Genomic DNA, 23,002 nt, shown 5'->3' with positions numbered 1-23,002 from the left:
AAATGATCTCACGCGTGCGGCGGCAGCTCGACGACGACCGTCGTCGGCCCGCCCTCGGGGCTGTCCACGCGCAGGCTCCCGTCGACCGTGCGCACCCGCTGTGTCAAACCGATCAGGCCGCTGCCCGCGCCGAGGGAGGCACCCCCGCGCCCGTCGTCGGTCACGCACAGCCGCAGCACCCCGCCGGTGTCGGCGCCGCTCCCACCGTCATCGGCCGTGACCTGGGTCGCCGTGATCACGACCTGGGACGCGCCGCTGTGCTTGATGACGTTCGTGAGGAGTTCGGCCGCGCAGAAGTACGCGATGGTCTCGATGGCGGGGGTCGGGCGCCGGGGGATGTCCGTGGTCAGTTCGACGGGCACGGTGCTGCGGGCGGCGAGGGTGGCGAGGGCGTCGGGCAGGCCGTCGTCGAGGACCGGCGGGTGGATGCCCCGGGCGAGGTCGCGCAGCTCGGTGAGGGCTTCGGTGGCGTTGCGGTGCGCGCCGTCGACGAGTTGGCGTACGCGGTCGAGGTCGATGGGCGGGCGTGCGGTGCCTTGGCCGGCCGGGTCGGCCTGGTCGCTCCGGTCCTGGACTCCCTGACCTGTTCCGCCCCGGCCCCCGCCGTCCGGCTCGCCGAGGCGCTCCTTGATCATGTCCAGGCTCATGGCCACCGCCACGAGCCGCACCTGCGCGCCGTCGTGCAGATCGCGCTCGACCCGGCGAAGCAGCGCCACCGAGTCGTCCACCGCCAGGGCCCGGGTCTCCTCCAGGTCCCGTACGCGGGCCGCGAGGCCGGGCCCGAGCAGGGCGCGCAGCAGCCGCCGGTCGGCCTCCACGACGAGCCGCGTCGTCCAGGGCGCGAGCAGCAGCAGCGCGAGGCCGAGCGGGACCGCCACGAACGTACCGGCGAAGGTGTGCACGTCGAAGCCGCCGACCGGAACCGGCGTGACCACGGGCATGCCGCCCCCGTCGGCGGGCGAGGCCTGCTGCCCGAACACGCCCCACCGCAGCGGCGCCGTGAGGTTGATGAGGCCGGTGCCCCAGAACAGCACCGCGTACATGCCGAGCGCGCCCACCGGCAGCTTCGCCAGGACGTACCAGACGGCCCGCCAGCCCGCGCTGTCCCGCAGCCGCGCGTCGACGCGGCCGAACAACCCGGAGCCGGGGCGCGGGGGCACCGGCCCCGGCACCCGCTCGCCGAGCAGCCCCGACGCCAGCCCCCGGTGCAGCCCGCCGAGCCCCCGCGCCAGCCACAGGCACCCCACGAGTACCAGCACGCCGATCACCGCGCCCACCAGGGACACCGTCAGACCCGCGCCCAGCGCGAGGAACACGAGCAGCACGACACCGCCCGCCAGACTCAGCGGGAACGCGAGGAGGCAGTACGCCGCCTCGGCCCAGGCGCGACGGGTGAGCGGGGCGCGCAGGGCCGTGGCAACGCGTGCCAGGGGTGCGCCGGGTGTGGGGCGCGGGGTGGGCCGGGGGGAATCGTGCGTGGTGGGGCGGGGAGAGCCGTGCGGGGTGGGTCTTGGGGAGTCGTGCATGGTGATCATTTTCCCTGTCAGGCGTCGCGATGGGCCAGCAGCCTGGCGCCCGCGCCGAGGGTGACGGCCACGTACAGGCACAGCACGGCGAAGCCGGTCCAGGGCGCGAGCATGTCGGAGACGGGTTTGGCGACGGCCAGGGAGTTCCCGGCGATCATCGTCGGGAAGAACTTCGCGACGGTCGGGCCCGAGAGGCCGCCGATGACCGCGGGCAGTACGAAGGTGACGCCGACGAGCGCGGCGACGGCGCTCGCCGTGTGCCGGGTCAGGGCCCCGATGCCGATGCCGAGCAGCCCGACGAGGCTCAGATAGGCGCCGGAGAGCAGCACCGCCCGCAGGACGCCCGGGTCGCCGATGCCGGGGCGCGGCACGCCCTCGGCCAGGGCCGCGCGGCCCGCGAAGAACGTGACGAGCGCGACCGCCTCACCCACGACGAGCGTGACGGTGCCGTACACGGCCGCCTTGGCCGCGAGCATCGTGCGCCGGTCGGGGACCGCGGCGAGCGTGGCGCGGATGGAGCCGCACGCGTACTCGCCGGTGACGACGAGGACGCCGAGTACGCCGACGACCAGCTGGCCGAGCGCGACGCCCGCGAGCACGTTGTTCGTCGGGTCGAACCGGGCGGCGTCGGCGGGCGACGGCGCCTCGGTGTTGGCCATCGTGACGACACCGACGGCGATCATGCCCGCGACGGTGAGCAGCAGCGCCCACGCCGTGGAGCGCAGGCTGCGGAGCTTGATCCACTCCATGCGGGCGGCACGCGCGAAGGGGGCGGAGCGCCCGGTGGACGCGTGGGCGGTGAGGGCGGTCATCGGGGGTTCCTCTCCGGCGTTCCCTGGTACGAGGACGCGCCTTCCGTGAGGGCGAAGAACGCCTCCTCCAGCGACCGCCCCCGCCCGGTCAGCTCCCGCACGGACGTGTCCGCGAGCAGCCGCCCCTGCCCGATCACCACCAAGTGGTCGGCGGTGAGGGCCATCTCGCCGATGAGGTGGCTGGAGAGGAGCACCGTGCGGCCCTCCGCGGCCAGCGACCGCATCAGATCCCGGATCCAGCGCACGCCCTCCGGGTCGAGCCCGTTGACCGGCTCGTCGAACAGCAGCACGCCGGGGTCGCCGAGCAACGCGGCCGCGATCCCGAGCCGCTGGGCCATGCCGAGCGAGTACGTTCCGGCGCGCCGCCCGGCGACATCGCTCAGGCCGACGGTGGCGAGGACCTCGTCGACACGCGCGGGCCGGATGTCACCAGCGGCGGCCAGGGCGGAGAGATGCGCCCGCGCGCTGCGGCCCGGGTGGAACGTGCGCGCTTCGAGGAGCGCGCCCACCTCGCGCAGCGGGCGCCGCAGTTCCCCGTAGGGGCGGCCCGCGATCAGTGCCTGCCCGGCGTCGGGCCGGTCGAGGCCCATGATCATGCGCATGGTGGTCGACTTGCCCGAGCCGTTCGGCCCGAGGAAGCCCGTCACGGCTCCGGGCGTCACGTCGAAACTCAGCGCGTCGACGGCGGTGTTCGGCCCGTACCGCTTGGTCAGGCCCTTGACCTCGATCATCACCACTCCTGCCGCGAACCTGGCGTTGTCATGTCGCTCACGCTAGGTCTGGGGCAGGCACCGCCGTAACGCGGCTTTCCTCCGACTGAGCTGGGGGTTTCCCCCCAGGAACGGAGCGTCCCGACCGCACCCGCGCGCTCAGCCGGGGCTGTGTACGCGGGTGCGGTCGGACCAGTTCACGACGAGCGGTACGAACTGGCCGACGACGAGGAGGAGAACTCCCACGACGAGCCAGCCCGGCTTGCCCCAGCCGAGGCAGAGCAGGCCGAGCATCGGCGGGCCGATCGCGTTGGAGAGGCCTTGGCCGATGGCGAACAGACCCGAGTACTGGCCCTGTGCGTGCTCCGGGGCGAGCCCGAAGGACAACTCGAACGAGGCGGCGGCGTGCCACAGTTCGCCCAGGGTGTGGACGACCACGCCGAGCACGATGATGACCACGGCGACCCATCCGGGCGCGCCGCCCGCCGTCGCGATGAGGGCTGTGGCGAGGAGGAACGCCACCCCCGCACGGCGTGCCACCCGCCCGGCGGCCTTGTTGTTGTCGACGCCGCGGCTGACCCGTACCTGCAGGCAGACCACGAGGGCGGTGTTGACCGCCACGCTCGCGCCGACGAACCAGCGCGGCGCGTCGGTGTGCCCGATGATCCACAGCGGTAGGGCGAAGATCAGCACCTGGTTCTGGATGGTCATGATGCCGTCCAGGGCGGTGAGCGTCACGTACGGCTTGTCCTTGAGGGCCGGCCAGCGGCTGCCCTCGGCCGGGGCGGCCAGCGGCGACACGGACGGGATGCGGGAGGCGAGGGCCGCGGAGGCGAGGAACGTGGCGGCGGTGCCGAGGATGAGGCTCACGTACGCGGTCCTGGTGTCCAACTGGACGGCGACGCCGGCCGCGAGGGCTCCGCAGCCGACGGCGATGTTGTTGAGGGCGCGCAGGTAGGAGCGGTAGCGGGTGGGGTTCGGGGCGCCGAGGGTGCGGGTCAGCGGGCCGCGGGCCGCCGTACCGGCCGAGGTGGCCAGCTCGACCACGCACACGAACGCGATCAGCGAGAGGAGGGATTGCACGAAGACCAGTCCCGCGACGGCGAGGGCCTGCACGATCACCGAGAACCGGAAGACCTCGCGCGGTCCGCGCCGGTCGGCCAGGCGGCCCACGGGGATGCCGGCGACGAGTCCGATCAGGGCGGCGGCGCCCAGGGCGAAGCCGACCTGGGAGACCGGGATGCCCACGGAGCGGGTGAAGAACAACGCGGCCCCGGCGATGAAGAGGCCCTTGCCTGTCTGGTTGACGAAGGTCGCGGCGGCGAAGACACGTTTGGGGCTCGTCTCGGGTATGAGGCCGCGGGCCACCAGCCAGGCCTGTAACCCTCCTCCGGCGCCCTTCGCGGCCGCCGTCGCGGTCCGTTCGCTCTGCTGGCGCTGCTCATTGGTGTCCAACGGGCTGTTCCTCCGGCTCTGGGTGATGGCGTGTGCTCGGGTGCGTGCCTGCGTCGAGGCCCCGGTGCTTCAACGAAACTGGGAGCAGCTATGGGCAAGGCCTACAACGTGATGGCGGAGACCTGTCCGAGCCGCACGGTGCTGCACCGCATCGGCGCCCGCTGGACCGTGTTCGTGGTCAACGCGCTCGACGACGGGCCTCGCCGCTTCAGCGAACTGAAGGGGCACATCCGGGGCATCACCCCGAAGGTCCTGACGGAAACGCTGCGCTCCCTGGAAGCCGACGGTTTGATCAGCCGTCACGAGTACGACGAGAACCCGCCTCGCGTCGAGTACGCCCTGACACCGCTGGGCCGCTCCCTGCTCGTCCCGCTCCGTGCCGTACGACGCTGGGCCGAGGAGCACGTCCCGGACATCGAGGCGGCGAGGGCCCGTCAGTCGACTCTCTGATGTGGTCGGCTCAGGAAACGAGGCCGACGTATTGGGCGTAGAGGGCGGCCTGGGTGCGGTGGGTGGCGCCGATCTTCACGTAGATGCTGCTGAGATGGTTCTTCACGGTCTTCTCGGATATGCCGAGTTCCCGGGCGATGAGCCGGTTGCTCAACCCCAGTGCCAGCAGGCGGAGTACGCCCTGCTCGCGTGCGGTGAGGGTGGGGCCGCCGGGCGGCGCGTCTCCCAAGGGGACGGGAATGGACGCCGGAGCGGACAGGGCCGCTTCCCCGGGGCTGATCAGGCCGGCGTGTCGGGCATAGAGAGCGGCCTGAGTGCGGTCGGTGGCGTTGATTTTCACGTAGATGCTGCTGAGATGGTTCTTCGCGGTCTTCTCGGATATGTCGAGTTCCCGGGCGATGAGCCGGTTGCTCAACCCCAGTGCCAGCAGGCGGAGTACATCCGACTCACGGCAGGTGAGCTTTGTGTCCGCTGGATCTTCCACGTCTTGCCTCTTCCTTTCCTCTCCCAGGGGCATGAGAAAAAATGCCCAAGGACGTCATCCACGGCAGGCGGCCGGGCGTCTTGCCCAGCCGGGCCGTGCGGGCCCTGGAGCGCGGGACGTCGGCGTGGCCGCCGGGGAAGGCATGGAAGGAGAAGGGGTCGGGCGTGACGTGGGGCGAGGGGACCAGGCCAAGGGGCGCTGATCGATGGAAAACGCATATGGGCATGAGCTCATTGAAATATCCCCCGTGTGAGCATGCCGGATCGTTCTTGGACGAAAATGAGAACGTCGCAAAGAATGGGAAGGACGACTGGAAAGCGGCACGCGGTCGGCCGACTACGGTGTCCCTCTTGACGCTTGAGGTCTAGATAGAAACTGCTCAAGCGTGGCTAAAAGCTACACGCTTGTGCGGGCAATTGGCTAGGGTTTCTCGGTTGAATCTTGGATTTCTTGCACCGAGATCTGTCCGAAGCTGTCGACGAAATTCCAGGCTCTGTCCAAAGAAGTCGACGGAATTCCGGGGTCCGTCCAAGGCCGTCGACGGAATTCTGAGGTCTGTCCAACGCTGCCGGCGAAGACGCGGCGGACGGGACGGGGGCTGCGCCGGGGAACCTACACCCGCCAGTCGCCCACGACCTTCAGCAGACGGTCGTTCTCCTCGGGAGTGCCGACGGTGATCCGTACCCCCTCGTCGCCGAAGGGGCGCACCATGACTCCCGCCGCCTCAGTTGCCCCGGTGGCCCAGACGAGCAGCGTGCGGAGGAAAGGGGTTCTCGTTCGACGACAACTTGTCCACCAGGGCGCTGGGCGCGGCGCGGCCGGGGACGTAGCGAGGCACCCCGGAGACGTCGGCGCGCAGTCGGACGGGGCGCGCGGGCGTGAGGTCCAGCCCGCGCGCCGACTCCTCTGCCACGGTCAGCCGACGGTCTCGGCGGGTGCGTTCTCCTCCTCGGACTCGTTCTCGACGGCCGTGGCCCGTACCCCTGCCCTGGCGAACTCCTCGAGGAACGTGGGAAAGGACAGCCGGACGTCTTCGAAGCCAGAGAACCGGTTGGCGGACCGCATCCGCAGGCCCGCCACGAACAGCGACATGAAGATGCGGTGGTCGCCCCAGCTGGACAGCGTCACTCCGCCGGGGTACGTCCGCGCGCCGCGAACCTCGAAGCCGTCGCAGATCCCGTCGTCGTACAGGACCTCGATGTCCACGCCCGCGCGGGTCAGTTCGGCGGCCATGGCCTCGATGCGCGACGCCTTGTGGAAGCGGGTGAGACGACCGCCGGTCACCCGCAGGCTCCCCTGTACGTACGCCCCGAGGGCGGCGAGCGTGGGCACGATGTTCGGGCAGTCCCGCGCGTCCACCTCGAAGTCGCCGCACAGGCTGCCCGGCGGGTTGTCGACGGTCAGCGACGAGGTGGACCGGTCGAAGGTGACGCTCACCCCGAGCCGCTCCAGGATCGGGACGATCGCGAACTCGCCCTGCATGCTGTCGCCGTACACGTTGCTCAGGACGGTCCGGCCCGGGAAGAGCGCGGCGGCGGCCAGCAGATACGAGGCCGAGGTGTAGTCCTCGTGCGTGGTGACGTCCTGGGCCTGGTAGGCGGAGGGCTCCACCTCGTAGTGACGCAGGTCCTCCGACGCGGAGACCTTGATGCCCGCGTCGGTCAGGCTCGCCAGTGTCTGCCGGATGTACGACTGGGAATAGACCTCGCCCGTCACCTCGATCTCCACCGGTCCTTCGGCCAGCGGCGCGGCGAACAGGATGGCGGTGATGAACTGCGAGCTGATGTCGCCCGGCAGTCGGCAGGTGCCGCCCTTCAGTCCGCGTCCCCAGTTGACGATCGGCGCCTTGTTCTCGCCGACGATCGACTCGATGTCCGCGCCGAGTTCGCGCAGTGCCTGCAGCAGGGGCTCCATCACGCGGTTGCGCAGCGTCGCGTCGCCCGTCACGACGACCGGCGACGGCTGTACGGAGGCCAGCGCCGTCACGATGCGGAACACCAGACCCGAGCCACGGGACTGGATGACGCGCCGGATGTGCGGCAGCGACTGTCCGATGCCCTGGATCTCCAGGAATCCGTCGTGCTCGGTTATCTTGGCGCCGAAGGCACGGCAGGCGTCCTTCATGGTCTCCGTCTCGTCGCAACGGAGGTCGTTGAATACCCGTGACGTACCCTCGGCCAGTGTGCCGGTAAGAATGGCCCGTTGCGTCTCCGGTTTCGAAGAGGGGACGCGGAACGTTCCGGAAAAGGAATCGACCGGATCAACCTGCAGCAGCATCCTTGTATCTCCCGTTTGCCGTCATTCGCCGTCTGATACCTGTATTAGCGATGTCGCTCTGACGTCCGGGCCGGCGATGTCCGCGGAGCGAGAAAATGTCGTCCCACCGCTTGGCGCCCCGATCTCGGGGCGCCTCTTTGCTTTCTCAGGCAAGGAGCCGGAAGGACCTGTCGTAATAGACCATGGGGGTCCCCGCGCCCTCGCTCAGGCGCGCGCCCGATACCCGGCCGATCAGGATCATGTGGTCGCCGGCCGGGTGCCGGGCGTGCACCTCGCAGTCCAGCTCGACGAGCGCCCCCGCCACCGTCGGCAGTCCGCCGGGCGTACGGGACAGGCCGTCCGGCGCGAACTTGTCGGCGCCCTTGGTCGCGAACCGCTCCGCCAGCCGCTTGTGCTGGGGGCCAAGCACGCTCACCGCGAAGTGCCCGCAGGAGGCGAACGCCCCGAAGGAGTCGGCCGAGTTCGCCAGACAGACCAGGACCAGCGGCGGGTGCAGCGACACCGAGCAGAAGGAACTCGCCGTGAAGCCGCGAGGCGACCCGCCGTCGCCCAGAGTCGTCACCACCACGACCCCGGCCGCGAACCGGGCCATGGCGGCCCGGAACTCCTCGGAGCTCGCCCGCCGTACCGTTTCTGTCGCGTGCGCCACGGCAGCACCACCACCTGTCCCGTGAAATGAAGTCAGATTTCGAAGCCCAGTTGCAGGGCCGTGTCCCCGCTGCGCGCGATATCGGCGATATCCACGGAGCGGGAAAATGTCGTCCCACCGCTTGGCGCTTCGATGTCGGTGCGGCAGTTCGGGGAATGGCTTCCTGGCGCGCAGACGGATCTCCTCCGGCGGTGGGGGCGCGACAAGAGTTTTGTGTCCCGCGCGATGCGCGGGCAATAGGTCCATCTGCCCATGGCGTTTCCGGCACAAGGCGGTCCGGACCCTCTTTGCCGCCGTTACCGGCCAGTTGGACACACGGATCGCCATGCCGCTGTCCCGACACCGGGTGCGCCGCGCGCTCGCGAACCTGCTGCCGGGGGGCGCTGGGACTTAGGTCCTATTCTGACCAGGTCGGCCCCATGCCAGGCTGAGGCAGCGCGAACGACGCGTTGGGGGCCGTTCCCGGGATTCAGGTCCGGGTTCATTCTTCGGTTCCGAAAGGCCCGCCGTCGCCGCCGTCGACCGGCCGCCGAGGCCGGGCACATTCATGCATTCTGTAAACCGTGAGGACACATCCATGTCCGGCGCCATCCTGTTCCTGAACCGCTGGCCCTTGTACGAGGACGAGCGGCGCTGGGAGAACCGCCTCGCCGCTCCCGAGATCGTCTTCCGCCCGGAGACCGACCGCGTCACGTACGTCTGCGACGAGGGCGGCCGCAGCGGAGTGCCCGCCGACGCCGAACGGGTCCACGTCGTACCGGACTTCGGCGACCTGGACGGCGTCCTCGGGCTCGTCGACGCCGTCGTGTGCGACGAAGGCCCGTTCGACCACGTCATCGGCTTCTCCGAAATGCTCCTCGACCTCGCGGCGACCCTGCGCGAGCGGTACCGCATCCCGGGCTCGAACCCCGAGGAGACCTCCCGGTTCCGCGACAAGACCGTCATGAAGGAGACGGTGTCGCGGGCCGGCGTCCGAGTACCACGCTGGGCGTCCTGCCGCACCGAGGAGCAGTTCCTCGCGGCCGCCGAGGAGTTCGGCTACCCCGTGATCGTCAAGCCGGTGCGGGGGGCGTCCAGCCAGGGGGTGCGCGAGATCGCCTCGGCCGAGGAGCTGCGGGCCCTGTGCGCCGAACGGAGCCTGCACGACCTGGAGATCGAGGAGTTCGTACGGGGTGAGATCCTGCACGTCGACGGCGTCCTGGACGCCGCGGGCAAACCGCTGTTCCTGTGCACCTCGCGCTACGTCTCCACGTGCCTGGACTTCGAGCTCGTGGGTGAACCGCTCGGCTCCGTCTTTCAGACGGACCCCGCGGTGCGCGGCCGCTGCGAGGACTTCGCCCTGCGGTGCCTGACCGCCCTCGGCCTGCGGAGCTCCGCCTTCCACCTCGAACTCTTCGACACCGGCGACGAGTTGGTGTTCCTGGAGGTCGGAGCCCGGGTGCCGGGCGCCGAAGTGCCGTACGTCATCCACGACGTGCACGGCGTGAATCTCTTCCGGCTGTGGGTCGACGTGCTGCTCGACCGCCCGGTGGACCCACCGGTCCCCGACCCGGACCTGAGCGGTGGCTGGCTGATCGTCCCGGGCCCCAAGCCGCTGCCCCAGAAGGTCACCGCCGCCAGCTCGCTCCTGGGTGAAGTGCCCTACGTGTACCGGGAGTTGGTGCCGAGGGCGGGTGAGGTCCTGGTCTCCCGGCCCGGCTCGTACGCCACGCTCCAGGGCGGTCGCTTCCTCTTCCGGGGAGGCACCCAGGAGCAGATCGAGCAGGCCGTGCGCCAAGCGCGAGCGCAGTTCCGCCTGACGACCGAGCGTGTCCCGTAGGGCGACGCCCGAACCATCTCGTGCCACCGGAAATCGAACCATCGAGTTTGTGGAGGAAGACGTGGATCAGTTGATCCATACGGAGCTGGTCGACAAGAACTTCGTACTGTTCGCCGAGGGGTGCTTCGGACTCTTCACGAGCAAGATCGCCGCCTCGCTGATCCGCTACCGCGGGGACCGCTGCGTCGCCGTGATCGACAGCCGCAAGGCCGGCCGAACCGTCCAGGACGTCCTCGGCTACGGCGGCGCGATCCCGATCGTCGGCCGCGTCGAGCACGCGCTGCCGCTGCGCCCCGAGGTCATGGTCATCGGCAAGGGACTGCATTCCGCCGAATTGCCCTCCGGCTGGAAGCCGCACCTTGTCGCGGCCGTCAGGAACGGCCTCCACCTGATCAACTCGATCCACTACCGCCTCACCGACGACCCGGACATCGCCCGTGCCGTCCGTGAGCGGGGCATCACCGTCTGGGAGACCAAGGACGCCCCGGCGGTGCCGCTCAACAGGGCCCGCGTCCTGGACCTGGACACCTGGGTCGTCCACACGTGCGGCAGCGACTCCAACATCGGCAAGAAGACCGCCGCCCTGCAGATCTGGCACGAGGCCAACCGCAGCGGCATCCCCACCGGCTTCGCCGCCACCGGCCAGAGCGGCATGCTGATCTCCGGGCACGGCGTCGCGGTCGACGGCGTGGCCGGCGACTTCATGGCCGGCGCGGTCGAGCACGTCGTCATGGAGGCCGCCGTCGGCAACGAATGGGTCGTCGTCGAGGGGCAGGGCTCCCTCAACCACATCGGGTTCAGCGGCGTCGCGCTCGCGATCCTCCACGGAGCCCTGCCGCACGCCCTCGTCTTCTGCCACCGCCTCGGCGCCGAGCGCACCAAGGTCTGGGAGACGCCCATCATCCCCATCCCCGAGCTCATCCGCATGAACGAGGAGCTCACCGTCTTCGAGCGGCCCGCCAAGGTCGCCGCCGTCAGCGTCAACAGCGTCGGCTACACCGAGGAGGACTACCGCCGAGAGGCCGAGAAGCTGGAGGCCGACACCGGACTGCCCGTCGTCGACCCGGTCCGCGAGGGCGGCGCCGCCCAGCTCGTGGACATCCTGCGCGCCCACCGGCGCGAGACCCAGGCCCGGCAGTTGGCCCGCCGGCGATGAGGACGGCCCCGCGACTCCGAGGAGACGCACAGATGAAGAAAGCGATCCTGCTCCTCATGCACCAGGGCAAGTCGTACACCGAGGAGGTCGCCGCGGCCACCGCCGGGCTCGGCCTGTCCCTGGTCGCCCTCAGCTCCCGGCCGGAGATGCCGGAGGTCCTGGAAGCGAGCCGCCGCCACCTGGCGGACTGCGTGGTCACCGAAGAACCCGAACTGCACTCCGGCGACGTCGAGAAGGCCGTTCGCGAACTCGCCGACCGGGGCTACCGGGTCGAGGCCGCGCTCGCCACCTTCGAGGGCTACCGGCTCCTGATGGCCGAGCTCAACGGGCGGCTCGGCGCGCGCGACTGCGCCGAGCCCGCGCTCCGCCTCTGCCTCGACAAGTACGAACTGCGCCGCCACCTCTTCGCCGAGGGGCTGAGCGAGGTCAGGCTCCACCGCGTCGCCCCGGGCGTGACCCCCGAACTCGACGCCTCCGCCCGCTGGTTCGTCAAGCCGGTGCGCGGTGCCTCGTCCTTCGCGACCTTCGTCCTGGACGACATCGACGACCTGGCCGACCTGCCCGCGATCCAGGAGCAGATGCGCTCCGACCGGCGCATGAAGGCGATCTTCATGGACCGGTACGACTTCCTGGTCGAGGAGTACGTCGAGGGCCCGGAGTTCAGCTTCGAGACGTTCCTCCTCGACGGCCGGATCCACCACCTGTGCGTCCACGAGAAGGCCCGCGTGGAACGCCTGGAACGGACCGTCCTGGAAGGGATGTCGGTCAGTCCGCCCGTGAGCCTCGACCGTGAACTCGTCCTGGCGGGAGCCGACCACGTCACCCGCTGCCTCGCCGCCCTCGCGGGGCACGGACTCACCGACGGCGCCTTCCACGTCGAGGTCAAGTACTGGGAGTCGAGGAAGCGCTGGGAGATCATCGAGATCAACCCCCGGATGGGCGGCAGCCTCATCAACCCCAGCGTCCAGGCCGTCACCGGGCAGTCCCTCCTCGACCTGTGGACCGGGTCCCTGCTGCTGCCCGACGCCGAGCGGGACGCCTTCCACGACCGGCTCGCCCAGGCCTCTCAGGTGGAGGCCCTGCGCACCGGCGCGCCCACCCGGGCGACCGTGTTCCTCAGCAAGTACGGGGAGAAGGGGCGGACCGTCGACACGATCCGCTTCGAGCCGCCCACCCGCCCGCCCCGGATCCTGCGCGTCCACGTGGCGGCGGGAACCGAACTCGACGCGTCCGACCGGGGGATCTGCCTGATGGACGCCCTGTGGGACGTGGCGGCCGACCGCCTCGAAGCCGAGACCGACTTCCTCGACCGACACGCGACGGAGCACTTCCACGTCCGCTACCGCTGACCCCGCCACCGCCGACCCCGTAGGACCGATCGTCGACCTTGTGAAGGAGAACCCGATGAACCGCGTGCAGAACACCGGGATCACCCACCCGAAGCCGCTCTACAACGAGGAGCAGAGCCGTCTGAAGAAGGCCGAGCTCGACCGCTACCTGGACAAGAAGATGGCGGAGTGGAAGGCCACCGTCCCCTTCGCGTCCCACCTGAGCGAGCCCGAACTCCACCGGGCGTACTACCGCCGCACCCTCATCGAGCACGTGTGGCGGATCCGCCTCTCCCGGGTCAGCCAGTCCAAGGCCATCCACAAGATCGCCCAGGTCGCGCCCAGGGCCGCTCGCGACTACGCGCAGTACCAGGCCGACGAGATGCTCCACGACCGGCTGTACATCAGCGACGCCGCGGCCGCCGGCGTCACCGAGGAGGAGATCCTCGCCACCGAGCCCTACCTCTCCACCCGCCTCTTCGAGGGCTTCTTCTACTACGCCCTGGAACACGAGTCGGCCCTCGCCCCGGTCGTCTCCAACTACCTGGTGGAGTACACCCAGGTGAAGCTCCAGCCGGCCATCGTCGACAACCTCCAGAAGCGGCTCGGCAAGGAGAACGTGAAGGGGCAGGCCGCCCACCTCCACGTCGACACCTCCGAGGACCACTCCCAGGAGATGTGGGACATCCTCCACCAGCTGATCTTCAGCGAGGAGGACTACCAGAAGGTGTTCAAGTACATCGACGACGTGCAGGAGATCCTCGCGATGTTCTTCCGGGAGATCTACGAGGACACCGTCGCCAAGCACGCCGAGACCGCCGTGTGACCCACACGTCCCGGCCCACGCCACCCAGCAGAGAGGGAACCCCGCGCATGTCCGCACCCGACACGGCCGCGCTCGTCAAGGAGTACCGCGAGAACGGCTTCGCGGTCGTCGAGCGCCTCTTCGACCCGAGTGAAGTGGCCGAGCTCAACACCGCCATCACGGAGATCCTGGACGTCCCCGACATCGGCTCCGTCGCCGAGGTGGAGCCGGGCGACAACGGCATGGCCCGCCGGATCTGGTCGCCCACCAAGCAGCACTCCGCGTTCGAGCGGGCCGCCGCACACCCCGCGCTGCTCGACCACGTCGAGGCACTCATCGGCCCCGACATCCTGTTCCACTACAGCAAGCTCCACCTCAAGGCCCCGCACGTGGGCAGTGTCGTGGAGTGGCACCAGGACTTCGCCTACTACCCCCACACCAACACCGACCTGGTGACGGCCCTCGTCTACCTCGACGACACCACCACCGAGAACGCCGCCCTCCAGGCCGTCCCCGGTTCGCATCGGCGCGGCCTCGCCGACCACTACGTCGACGGCTACTTCCGCGGCAAGGTGGCGGGCGCCGACGCCCCCGGCCCGGAGCTCGCCGTGCCCATCGAGGCGCCCGCCGGCAGCGTGATCTTCATCCACTGCCTGCTCCTGCACTACTCGTCGCCGAACCGCTCCGACCGGTATCGCCGCGCCTACCTGCCCGCCTACCGGGCGGCCGACGCCTACCCGATCCACTTCGGTGCGCACGCCGGCCACAACGAGCCCGGGGTGAAGCTGCTGCGCGGCAGCGTGTCGGACACGGCACGTGTGGAGGCCGGGGTGTGGCGACTCCCGCTCGCGGAGCGCCCCTTCGGCTCGCTCTTCCAGCTCCAGGAGGGCGCCAACACCACCACGACCGCGGCGAGCACGGGGTACGCGACGCTGGAAGAGGCGAAGTGACAGCCCCATGAGCACGCCGAACGTGACGGTCGTCCGCGCCTGCCTGGTGGGGGGAACCGCACGGGTCCTGACGGAGCAAGACCAACGGATTGTGATCGATCGGAAGGTACGAACGTGGACGCCAGCGGCTTGCCAAGCCAACCACAGCCGGGCTCGAACGAGCTGAGAGTGCACTGGAACTCGCCGCTCAGCGGGCAACAGAAGGCGTCGGGGAAATACCGGATCGGCCAGCTCGACTTCGACGGGATCCTCGACTTCGCGCAGGAAGCCGACCGCCTGGGCGTCGACTCGCTCCTCATGGGGATCGGCTTCCACATGCCTGATCCGCTCCCGATGCTCGGCGCCCTGGTCCGCGGGACCGAGCGCGTGAAGTTCCTCCTCGCCTACCGTCCCGGACTGCTCCCACCGACGCTCTTCGCCCAGGTGGTCAACACGGTCTCGTGGATGTCGGACGGGCGGATATCCCTCAACGTGGTCGCCGGTACCTCCCCGGCGGAGCAGGCGTACTACGGAGACTTCCTCGCCCACGACGAGCGCTACGCACGCTCCAACGAGTTCCTGGAGATCCTCCACCGATTCTGGCGCGGCGAGACCCCGCTGTCCTACGAGGGCGAGCACTACCGCATCAAGGACGCGCAGATCGGCCTGGGATACAAGGGCGGAGGACGCCCCGAGATCTACATCAGCGGGGCGTCCGACGTGGCACAGCGGACCGCACTCGACCACGGCGACTGCTGGCTGCGATACGGCGACACCCCCGAGGGACTGGCCGCCGCGGCGAAGCTCGTCCTGACGGAGGGCGGCCGTGTGGGAACGCGCATGCACGTACTGGCGAGGGAAAGCCGTGCGGAGGCGTTGGCGGATCTCGCCGACATGATGCGCGATCCCGACGAAGAACACCGCAATCGGATCGCGGCCGCCGTGGCCTCCTCGGATTCCGTGGCGGTGAACACGTCCTTCCAGCTCGCCGAGTCCACGGAATCCGGCTGGCTCTCTCCGATGCTGTACTCCGGTGCCGTGGCCTATCGGGGCGGGCCGGCCCTGTGTGTGGTGGGCAGCTATGAGGAAGTCGCGGCGTATCTCCACCAGTACAAGGAGGCCGGGATCAGCGAGTTCATCTTCTCCGGCTGGCCGACCCGGGAGGAGATGCGGATCTTCTACACCCGGGTGCTGCCGCTGCTGCGCCAGTACGAACGCGCCGGGCCGCCCGCCGACCGCTCTCAGTGAGCGATCGAGTCGATCAGTTCGCGTGCCCCCTGACGCAGCAGCGTGACCGCCACCGACGTGCCGAGGGTGGCCGGGTCCAGCGGTCCGGCCCACTCGTGGGCGTTCAGGACCGTCTTGCCGTCGGGCGTGAACACCCGGGCGCGCAGGGACAGGTCGCCGCTCGGCTCGCTGCGGGCGTACCCGGCGATCGGCGAGTTGCAGTGCCCCTGGAGCACGTGCAGGAACATCCGCTCGGCGGTGGCCTCCCGCCAGGCGTCGCGGTCACCGAGCCCGCTCACCGCGTCGATCGTCGTCGTGTCGTCCTCACGGCACTGCAGGGCGAGGATCCCGGCGCCGATGGGCGGGCACATCGCCTCGACGGAGAGCACCTCGGAGATGTGCTCCGTCGCGCCGATGCGTTCAAGACCCGACACCGCGAGCAGCAGCGCGTCGGCGTCCCCGGCGGCGAGCTTCGCGAGGCGGCGGCCCGCGTTGCCGCGCATCGGTACGCAGTCCAGATGCGGGTGGGACGCGGAGAGCTGCGCGATGCGGCGCACCGAGGACGTGCCGATGCGGGTGCCGGGAGGCAGCTCGTCGAGCGTCAGGCCCTTGGGGTGGATGAGCGCGTCCCGGATGTCGTCGCGCCGCAGGAACGCCGCGAACGTCGTGCCCGCGGGCAGCGGCCGGTCCGCCGGTACGTCCTTGACGCAGTGCACCGCGAGGTCCGCCTCACCGGCGAGCAGCGCCGCGTCGACCTCCTTGGTGAACGCGCCCTTCCCGCCGAGCTGGGCCAGGTCGCCCATCCACCGGTCCCCGGAGGTGGTCACGGGCAGGACCTCGGTGCGGATGCCCGGGTGGCGGGCGGCGAGTTCGGTGCGTACCCGCTCGACCTGGGCGAGCGCCATGGGGGAGGAGCGGGAGACGATGCGGATCAGCTCGGGAGCGGACATGGCGTCCACCATAGGCCCTGAGCGGCGGCCGCCCCGCATCGGAGCCTGCGCCAACTGGGTTACGCGGCCGAGCTGTTGATGTGCCCGCTGGAGGCTGGGATACTCCGGCGCACGCGCGCCGGTACGGCCGCCGACCTCGGCGTTCGCCGTCGTCAGGCCCGGCCGCACTCACCCGGCTCCAGCGGCGGCGACGTCACCGACATGTTGGCCGTGCAGTGCGGGGTGTTGCCCTCGTCCTCGTGCCAGTCCGCGGGGCGCGGCCGGATGAACGCGAAGGCCGCGGCGGCCGCCAGGACGAACAGACCGGCACAGCCCCAGGCCGCCTTCCCGAACGCGGAGTCGAGGGCGTCGGGGTCGGTGTACGCCGTGCCGGTCAGGCCCACCGCGAGCGGCAGCGCGGCGACCACCAGGAGCTGGGCGATGCGGGCCGCCGTGTTGTTGACCCCGCTGGCGAGCCCGGCGCGGCTCGCGTCCACCGACGCGAGCACCGTCGCCGTGAGCGGGGCCACGAACACGCTCATGCCGAGGCCGAGCACGACCACGGCGGGCAGGACGTCGGCGGCGTAGGAGGCTCCGGGGCCGATCCGCAGCATCAGCAGGACGCCCGCGGCGGCGATCAGCGGGCCCGCGCACAGCGGCAGGCGCGGGCCGATCCGCCGGGCCAGGTCGCCCGCGGGGGCCGAGAGGAGCAGCATCAGGACGGTGATGGGCAGCGTCGCCGTACCGGCCTGGAGGGCGTCGTAGCCGAGCGTCGTCTGCAACTGCACGGGCAGCATGAACAGGATGCCGCCGATGGCCGCGTACAGGCACAGCGTCATGACGTTGGCCGCCGAGAACAGACCGGAGCGGAAGAGTTCCAGGGGCAGCATCGGATCCCGCCGCCGGTGTTCGACCAGCAGGAACGCCGCGCCCGCGGCAAGCCCCACCAGAGCAGGAAGCACCCCCGCCACGAACGAGGAGTCGCCGGACGCGCCGATGAGCGCGAAGCTCACGCCCGCGAGGAACAGCGCCGCGAGCACCGCGCCCGGCACGTCGAAGCGCTGCCCGGCGGCGCTCTCGTCGCGGCTCTCCGGCACGTGCCGCACCGCGAAGAGCACCAGCGCGGCCAGCGGCACATTGATCAGGAAGATCCACCGCCAGCCGGGACCGTCGATCAGCCAGCCGCCGAGGAACGGCCCGACCGCCCCCGCGACCCCGCCGAGCCCCGACCACGCGCCCACCGCCCTGGCCTGGTCCCGCGCCCGGAACGAGGAACGCACCAGCGCCAGCGAGCCCGGTGTGAGCAGCGCGCCGCCCACGCCCTGCAGGGCGCGCGCCGCGATGAGGGTGCCCGCGTCCTGCGCGAGGCCGCACAGCGCGGACGCGAGGGCGAACCACACCACGCCGATGACGAGCGTGCGCCGTCGGCCGATCCGGTCGCCGAGCGCCCCGCCGAGGAGCAGCAGCGCGGACAGCGTCAGCATGTAGGCGTTGACGACCCACTGGAGCGCGGAGATCGACGCGTCGAGGTCACGGCCGAGGGTGGGCAGCGCCACGTTCACGACGGTGCCGTCCAGCATCGCCATGCCGGAGGCGAGGACCGCGCTGGTCAGCACCCAGCGGCCGCGCGCCGACGCCAGGGCCACCCCGCCGTCGCCGGGGGAGGCGCCGGGAGCGTCCCGGGCCCCGGAGGACGATGCCATGGACCCACCGCCCTCCTGGCCGATCTACGCGGACTCCGTGCCGGGACGCGCGGCCTACATGTGGACGACGCCCTCGCCGAGGTGGCTGTCGGCGGGACGCCCCTTGCGGTACAGCACGAACGTAACGAGGAAGCCGACGGCGAAGAAGAGGGCCGACCACCAGTACGCCGTCTCGTAGCTCTGCACCTGGGCCTGGGCCTGCACCTCGGGCGTCGGCCGCTTGCCGACGAGGTAGTTGGTGGCGGCGCTCGTCGCGAGGGTGTTCAGGAGCGCCGTGCCGATCGAACCGCCCACCTGCTGGGTCGTGTTGACCATCGCGGAGGCCACACCCGCGTCGTGCGCGGCCACGCCCGAGGTGGCCATGCTCATCGCCGGGGCGAAGATGAGGCCGAGCCCGAGCCCGAAGACGAGCAGGGGCGGCAGCACGTGCAGGGCGTAGCCGCTGCTGGTGTCGAGCGTCGTCAGCCACACCATCCCGCCAGCCGAGAGCAGCATGCCGAGCGGCACGACGGGTTTCGGCCCGAAGCGCGGTACCAGGACGTTGGTGGTCAGCACGGAGATCACGACCATCACCACGACCATCGGGATGAAGGCGAGGCCCGTCTTGACGGGCGTGTAGCCGAGGATCTGCTGCATGTAGTACGTCAGGAACAGGAACACGCCGAACATGCCCGCGCCGGAGATGAACATCGCGAGGAACGACGCGCCCCGGTCCCGGTCGAGCACCACCCTGAGGGGAAGCAGCGGATGCGCGGCTCGTGTCTGCCACCAGGCGAAGGCCGCCACGAGCACGACGCCGATGACGAGGAACCCCCACGTCAGCGGGTCGCCCCAGTCGTGCGTCTCGGCGTTGGCGAAGCCGTAGACGATGCAGAACAGGCCGGCCGACACCAACAGCGTGCCCGGCACGTCGAGTCTGGGCCGGTCCTCCGGCGCCCCCGGGTGCAGCAGGCGCCAGCCGCCGATCATCGCGGCCACGGCGAAGGCGAGGTTCACGTACAGGCACCAGCGCCAGTCCAGGTACTCCGTGAGCACGCCGCCGAGCAGCAGCCCGACCGCCGCTCCCGAGCCCGCAACGGCGCCGTAGATGCCGAACGCCTTCGCGCGTTCGCGCGGGTCCGTGAACGTGGTGCTGAGCAGGGAGAGCGCGGCGGGCGCGAGGAGCGCGCCGAACAGGCCCTGGAGCGCGCGGGCGACCACCAGCATCCCGAAGCTGGTCGCGGCACCGCCGAGCGCGGAGGCGAGGGCGAACCCGGCGAGACCGGCCAGGAAGACCGCCTTGCGGCCCACCAGGTCCGCGATGCGCCCGCCGAGCAGCAGCAGACTGCCGAAGGCGAGCGCGTACGCGGTGACGACCCACTGCCGGTTGCCGTCGGTGAAACCCAGGTCCTGCTGCGCCGACGGCAGCGCGATGTTCACGATCGTCGCGTCCAGGACCACCATCAGCTGCGCGACGGCGATGACCGCGAGGATCAGCCAGCGGTGCTCGTGCTTGCCGCCGGTGTGGTGGGCCGCGGGCGGCGGAGCCGCAGCATCCGTGACCGGTTGTGACAACGGCTGTGGAATGCCTTCCGGTATGCCCTCGGGGCCGGAGCCGGGCGAGCGGTCCATCGTGACCTCCAGACCCCCCGCGTCAAGAGACACCCCTGTCACACGCTAAGCGCCCGGCCCAGGGCCCGCGACCCGGGCGATCACGGCCCCGCGGGATCGGTGCTCTCGGGGCCCGTCGGGTCGGTCGCGGTGGCGGGTACGGTCTCCAAGGGCTCCGGCACCTCGGACCCACCGGTGTCCCGGCCGGCGTCCTGGCCGGTGTCCCGGCTGGTATCCCGGCGACGGGACAAGCGCCCGGCCAGTGCCGCTGCGGGCTCCGCGTAGCGGGCGGTGAGAGGTCCCACCACGACCAGGATCAGTACGTACGCGGTGGCCAGCGGGCCGAGGCGGGGCTCGATGCCCGCCGTCACCGCGAGCCCCGCGATCACGATGGAGAACTCGCCGCGCGCCACGAGCGCGCCGCCCGCACGCCAGCGGCCCTTGACGGAGATGCCCGCGCGCCGCGCCGCCCAGTACCCGGTGGCGACCTTCGTGCACGCGGTGACCACGGCGAGGGCCAGCGCGGGCAGGAGCACCGGCGGGATGCTCGCCGGATCGGTGTGCAGGCCGAAGAAGACGAAGAACATGGCGGCGAACAGGTCCCGCAGCGGCGCCAGGAGACTGTGCGCGCCCTCCGCGGCCTCGCCCGACAGCGCGATGCCGACGAGGAACGCGCCGACGGCGGCCGACACTTGGAGCTGCTGGGCGATGCCCGCGACCAGGATCGTCAGGCCGAGGACCACGAGCAGGAGCTTCTCCGGGTCGTCGCTCGACACGAACCGGGAGATGATCCGCCCGTAGCGCACCGCGACGAACAGCACCGCGCCCGCCGCGCCGAGCGCGATCGCCAGCGTGAGACCGCCCGCGGCCCAGCCGACGCCCGCGAGGAGCGCGGTGATGATCGGCAGATAGACGGCCATCGCGAGGTCTTCGAGGACGAGGATGCTCAGGATGACCGGGGTCTCCCGGTTGCCGAGCCGTCCCAGGTCGCCGAGGACCTTCGCGATGACGCCGGACGAGGAGATCCAGGTGACGCCGGCGAGGACGACGGCGGCCACCGGACCCCACCCCATCAGGAGCGCGGCGGCCGCGCCCGGCAGCGCGTTGAGGGCGCAGTCCACGATCCCGGCCGGGTACTGGGTCTTGAGGTTGCTGACCAGGTCGCTGGCCGTGTACTCCAGGCCGAGCATGAGCAGCAGCAGGATGACGCCGATCTCGGCGCCGATGGCGACGAACTCCTCGCTGGTGCCGAGCGGCAGCAGCCCGCCGGTGCCGAAGGCGAGTCCGGCGAGGAGGTACAGCGGGATCGGGGAGAACTGGAGGCGGCCGGCGAGGCGGCCGAGCAGCCCGAGCGCGAGGATGATCGCGCCGAACTCGATGAGCAGGACGGCAGAGTGCACGCGATCACTCCCGGCCGAGTATCGCCGCGGCGCTCTCGACGCCTTCCCGGGTGCCGATCACGATGAGGGTGTCGCCGCCCGCGAGCCGGAAGTCCGGTGTGGGGGAGGGGATGGCGTCGGCCCGCCGCAGCACCGCCACGACGGAGGTGCCGGTCTCGGTGCGCAGCCGGGTGTCGCCGAGCACGCGCCCGTTCCAGTGCGAGGTCGCCGCGATCTCGATGCGCTCGGCGAGCAGGCCCAGGTCGGTGGTGTGCAGCAGGTTGGGGCTCTGGTGCGTCGGCAGCAGCGCGTCCACGAGTGCCGCCGCCTCGCCCGCGCTCAGCCGCAGCGAGAGCGCGCACGCGTCCGGGTCGTCGGAGCGGTAGGCGCTGAGCGTCCGGCCCCCGTCCCGGTGCGCCACGACGGACAAGCGCCGCTGTTCGCGGGTGGTGAGGTCGTAGCGCGTACCGATGCCTGGCAGTGGCGTTCGGCTCATACGTGGAGCGGACACAGCTCTCCCCTGGTGCTCATGGGTTACTTCGTGCTCATGCCACCCTATCGTCCAGATTTTACTGATCCTTGGTGGTGCGAACTCGGCGCCGCCGATATCGGTGCCGCAGGCGTTCGCGGAGCGGGACGGGGGGTGCTTCGGGCCGGTGGCGAACGGCTGACGTTGTAAGTGACTGGGCGTCACGGATGCCTGTGGCGGCGGCACTTGGCGCCCGGGCCGGACCGCTCGGTCGGGTTCGGACTGTGCGCGACGCCACAACCCCATCCGATGCCCTGACCGGTAACAATGCGCCCATGAATCTCCCTACACAGCTCTCTCCCGTGCCCGGCGCAGACGGCCTCTACCTGTGGGCTCCCGAGGGCACGGGTCTCTGGGGGTACGCGAACTGCCTGTGGATCATTTCAGGTGCCGACGCGGCGGTGATCGACACTCCTTACGACGGGCCGATGACCGAGGCGATGATCGCTGCCGCTGGACCCTGGCTCGGTGGACGCACCGTACGGACTGTGATCAACACGCATGCGAACGGGGACCACAGCTTCGGGAACCACCTGTTCCCCGGTGCGGAGATAGTCGCCACCGACATCGACCGTCACGATCATCACGAGCCGACTCCGCAGGAAATGCACGCGCTCGTGCACGACTCACCGCCCGACCTTCCGCTGGGCCGCTACCTGCGACGTCATTTCAGTGTCTTCGACTTCACAACGGCTCAGGTGACCGTGCCCACCCTGACGTTCTCCGGACAGCACACCGTCGTCGTGGGCGACAAGGAGGTGGAGCTGTACGAGGTGGGTCCCGCCCACCACGTGAGCGATCTGGTGGCTCGGATCGGGGACGTGGTCTGCACCGGCGACGTCTTCTTCCACGGCGATCACCCCCCGCACTGGGCGGGGCCACTGCAGAACATCATCAACGCGTGCGAACTCGTCCTCAGCTTCAACCCGCGGATCGTCATCCCCGGACACGGGCGGCCGACGGATCAAGCCGGGCTGAAGGACTACCTGGTCTACCTACGCACGGTGCAGCGTGAGGTCCACCGCTGCCACGAAGCCGGTCTGGCCGTGGAGGAGACCATGGAGAAGTTGCTCCAGCGGGACTTCTATCCTCAACTGGGCCTGCCGGAACGGCTGATGATCGTGATCGCGGTGGAGTACAGCCATCTGCGTGGCGGCTCCCCTTCCCCGAGCATCCTCGAGCTCTCCAGCAAGGCGGCTGCCTGGTCGTACCGATAGCGGGGCTCGGCGGGTCCGAGGGCCGCGG

Annotated in this window: 20 protein-coding genes and 1 pseudogene; 8 read left to right on the top strand and 13 right to left on the bottom strand. The window is 70.5% G+C overall.

Going from position 1 to position 23,002, the window contains the following annotated elements; translation table 11 throughout:
• Positions 1-8: 8 nt before the first annotated feature.
• The 4 genes and pseudogenes from ACFVHO_RS32755 to ACFVHO_RS32740 form a co-directional block, all read right to left on the bottom strand.
• Entirely contained in the window at positions 9-1,526 is a 1,518-nt protein-coding gene (locus ACFVHO_RS32755) for a sensor histidine kinase (protein WP_385722670.1), read from the bottom strand.
• A 17-nt stretch (positions 1,527-1,543) separates the two neighbouring features.
• Entirely contained in the window at positions 1,544-2,338 is a 795-nt protein-coding gene (locus ACFVHO_RS32750) for an ABC transporter permease (protein ID WP_385722667.1), read from the bottom strand.
• 89 nt (positions 2,339-2,427) lie between these two features.
• A pseudogene (locus ACFVHO_RS32745) lies at positions 2,428-3,069 on the bottom strand (ATP-binding cassette domain-containing protein); the annotation flags it as partial.
• A gap of 138 nt (positions 3,070-3,207) precedes the next feature.
• Positions 3,208-4,503, bottom strand: a complete 1,296-nt coding sequence (locus tag ACFVHO_RS32740) for an MFS transporter (RefSeq protein ID WP_385722664.1) — start codon at positions 4,501-4,503, stop codon at positions 3,208-3,210.
• Between the two features lie 90 nt (positions 4,504-4,593).
• Here ACFVHO_RS32740 and ACFVHO_RS32735 point away from each other — a divergent pair, with 90 nt between their 5' ends.
• Entirely contained in the window at positions 4,594-4,953 is a 360-nt protein-coding gene (locus ACFVHO_RS32735) for a winged helix-turn-helix transcriptional regulator (RefSeq protein WP_385722661.1), read from the top strand.
• A gap of 10 nt (positions 4,954-4,963) precedes the next feature.
• Here the strand turns inward: ACFVHO_RS32735 and ACFVHO_RS32730 are convergent, their stop codons facing one another.
• The 4 genes from ACFVHO_RS32730 to ACFVHO_RS32715 all read right to left on the bottom strand — a co-directional run bounded on the left by ACFVHO_RS32730 (position 4,964) and on the right by ACFVHO_RS32715 (position 8,363).
• On the bottom strand, positions 4,964-5,437 hold the full coding sequence (locus ACFVHO_RS32730) for a LuxR C-terminal-related transcriptional regulator (protein ID WP_385722658.1): 474 nt from the start codon (positions 5,435-5,437) through the stop codon (positions 4,964-4,966).
• Positions 5,438-6,161: 724 nt separating this feature from the next.
• Complete coding sequence (locus ACFVHO_RS32725; protein ID WP_385722695.1) at positions 6,162-6,350, bottom strand: hypothetical protein; 189 nt, start codon at positions 6,348-6,350, stop codon at positions 6,162-6,164.
• A gap of 2 nt (positions 6,351-6,352) precedes the next feature.
• Positions 6,353-7,714, bottom strand: coding sequence for a 3-phosphoshikimate 1-carboxyvinyltransferase (gene aroA, locus ACFVHO_RS32720; protein WP_385722656.1), 1,362 nt, complete (start codon positions 7,712-7,714; stop codon positions 6,353-6,355).
• 145 nt (positions 7,715-7,859) lie between these two features.
• A complete protein-coding gene (locus tag ACFVHO_RS32715) occupies positions 7,860-8,363 on the bottom strand; it encodes a flavin reductase family protein (protein WP_385722654.1) in 504 nt (167 codons plus the stop codon).
• Positions 8,364-8,940: 577 nt separating this feature from the next.
• Between ACFVHO_RS32715 and ACFVHO_RS32710 the strand changes: the two genes are divergently transcribed.
• The 6 genes from ACFVHO_RS32710 to ACFVHO_RS32685 all read left to right on the top strand — a co-directional run bounded on the left by ACFVHO_RS32710 (position 8,941) and on the right by ACFVHO_RS32685 (position 15,648).
• A complete protein-coding gene (locus tag ACFVHO_RS32710) occupies positions 8,941-10,182 on the top strand; it encodes an acetyl-CoA carboxylase biotin carboxylase subunit family protein (protein WP_385722651.1) in 1,242 nt (413 codons plus the stop codon).
• Positions 10,183-10,243: 61 nt separating this feature from the next.
• Positions 10,244-11,338 (top strand): DUF1611 domain-containing protein, encoded by a 1,095-nt coding sequence (locus tag ACFVHO_RS32705; protein ID WP_385722648.1) that lies wholly within the window; start codon positions 10,244-10,246, stop codon positions 11,336-11,338.
• 32 nt (positions 11,339-11,370) lie between these two features.
• Positions 11,371-12,687, top strand: coding sequence for an acetyl-CoA carboxylase biotin carboxylase subunit family protein (locus tag ACFVHO_RS32700; protein WP_385722646.1), 1,317 nt, complete (start codon positions 11,371-11,373; stop codon positions 12,685-12,687).
• A gap of 55 nt (positions 12,688-12,742) precedes the next feature.
• Complete coding sequence (locus ACFVHO_RS32695; RefSeq protein ID WP_385722643.1) at positions 12,743-13,492, top strand: iron-containing redox enzyme family protein; 750 nt, start codon at positions 12,743-12,745, stop codon at positions 13,490-13,492.
• 47 nt (positions 13,493-13,539) lie between these two features.
• Positions 13,540-14,421, top strand: a complete 882-nt coding sequence (locus tag ACFVHO_RS32690; protein WP_385722640.1) for a phytanoyl-CoA dioxygenase family protein — start codon at positions 13,540-13,542, stop codon at positions 14,419-14,421.
• Between the two features lie 129 nt (positions 14,422-14,550).
• Positions 14,551-15,648, top strand: a complete 1,098-nt coding sequence (locus tag ACFVHO_RS32685; protein ID WP_385722638.1) for an LLM class flavin-dependent oxidoreductase — start codon at positions 14,551-14,553, stop codon at positions 15,646-15,648.
• Here the strand turns inward: ACFVHO_RS32685 and hemC are convergent.
• From hemC to ACFVHO_RS32660, 5 genes are all read right to left on the bottom strand, one after another.
• The gene (hemC, locus tag ACFVHO_RS32680; RefSeq protein WP_385722635.1) at positions 15,642-16,577 is read right to left on the bottom strand and encodes a hydroxymethylbilane synthase; all 936 of its coding nucleotides are present in this window, start codon (positions 16,575-16,577) and stop codon (positions 15,642-15,644) included. The two genes, ACFVHO_RS32685 and hemC, sit on opposite strands and share 7 nt — an antisense overlap.
• A gap of 152 nt (positions 16,578-16,729) precedes the next feature.
• Positions 16,730-18,259 (bottom strand): MFS transporter, encoded by a 1,530-nt coding sequence (locus ACFVHO_RS32675; protein WP_385722632.1) that lies wholly within the window; start codon positions 18,257-18,259, stop codon positions 16,730-16,732.
• A gap of 54 nt (positions 18,260-18,313) precedes the next feature.
• On the bottom strand, positions 18,314-19,870 hold the full coding sequence (locus ACFVHO_RS32670) for an MFS transporter (protein WP_385722630.1): 1,557 nt from the start codon (positions 19,868-19,870) through the stop codon (positions 18,314-18,316).
• Positions 19,871-19,950: 80 nt separating this feature from the next.
• The gene (locus ACFVHO_RS32665) at positions 19,951-21,249 is read right to left on the bottom strand and encodes a cation:proton antiporter (protein ID WP_385722627.1); all 1,299 of its coding nucleotides are present in this window, start codon (positions 21,247-21,249) and stop codon (positions 19,951-19,953) included.
• Between the two features lie 4 nt (positions 21,250-21,253).
• On the bottom strand, positions 21,254-21,724 hold the full coding sequence (locus ACFVHO_RS32660) for a cation:proton antiporter regulatory subunit (RefSeq protein ID WP_030357382.1): 471 nt from the start codon (positions 21,722-21,724) through the stop codon (positions 21,254-21,256).
• 308 nt (positions 21,725-22,032) lie between these two features.
• Here ACFVHO_RS32660 and ACFVHO_RS32655 point away from each other — a divergent pair, with 308 nt between their 5' ends.
• Positions 22,033-22,974: an MBL fold metallo-hydrolase gene (locus ACFVHO_RS32655; protein WP_385722624.1), complete on the top strand. Its 942-nt coding sequence runs from the start codon at positions 22,033-22,035 to the stop codon at positions 22,972-22,974.
• Positions 22,975-23,002: the final 28 nt, after the last annotated feature.

The organism is Streptomyces sp. NPDC127108, assembly GCF_042677545.1.
Lineage (GTDB): Bacteria > Actinomycetota > Actinomycetes > Streptomycetales > Streptomycetaceae > Streptomyces.
The sequence above is the reverse complement of the archived record's forward strand: the minus strand, read 5'-3'. Positions and strand labels throughout refer to the sequence as shown.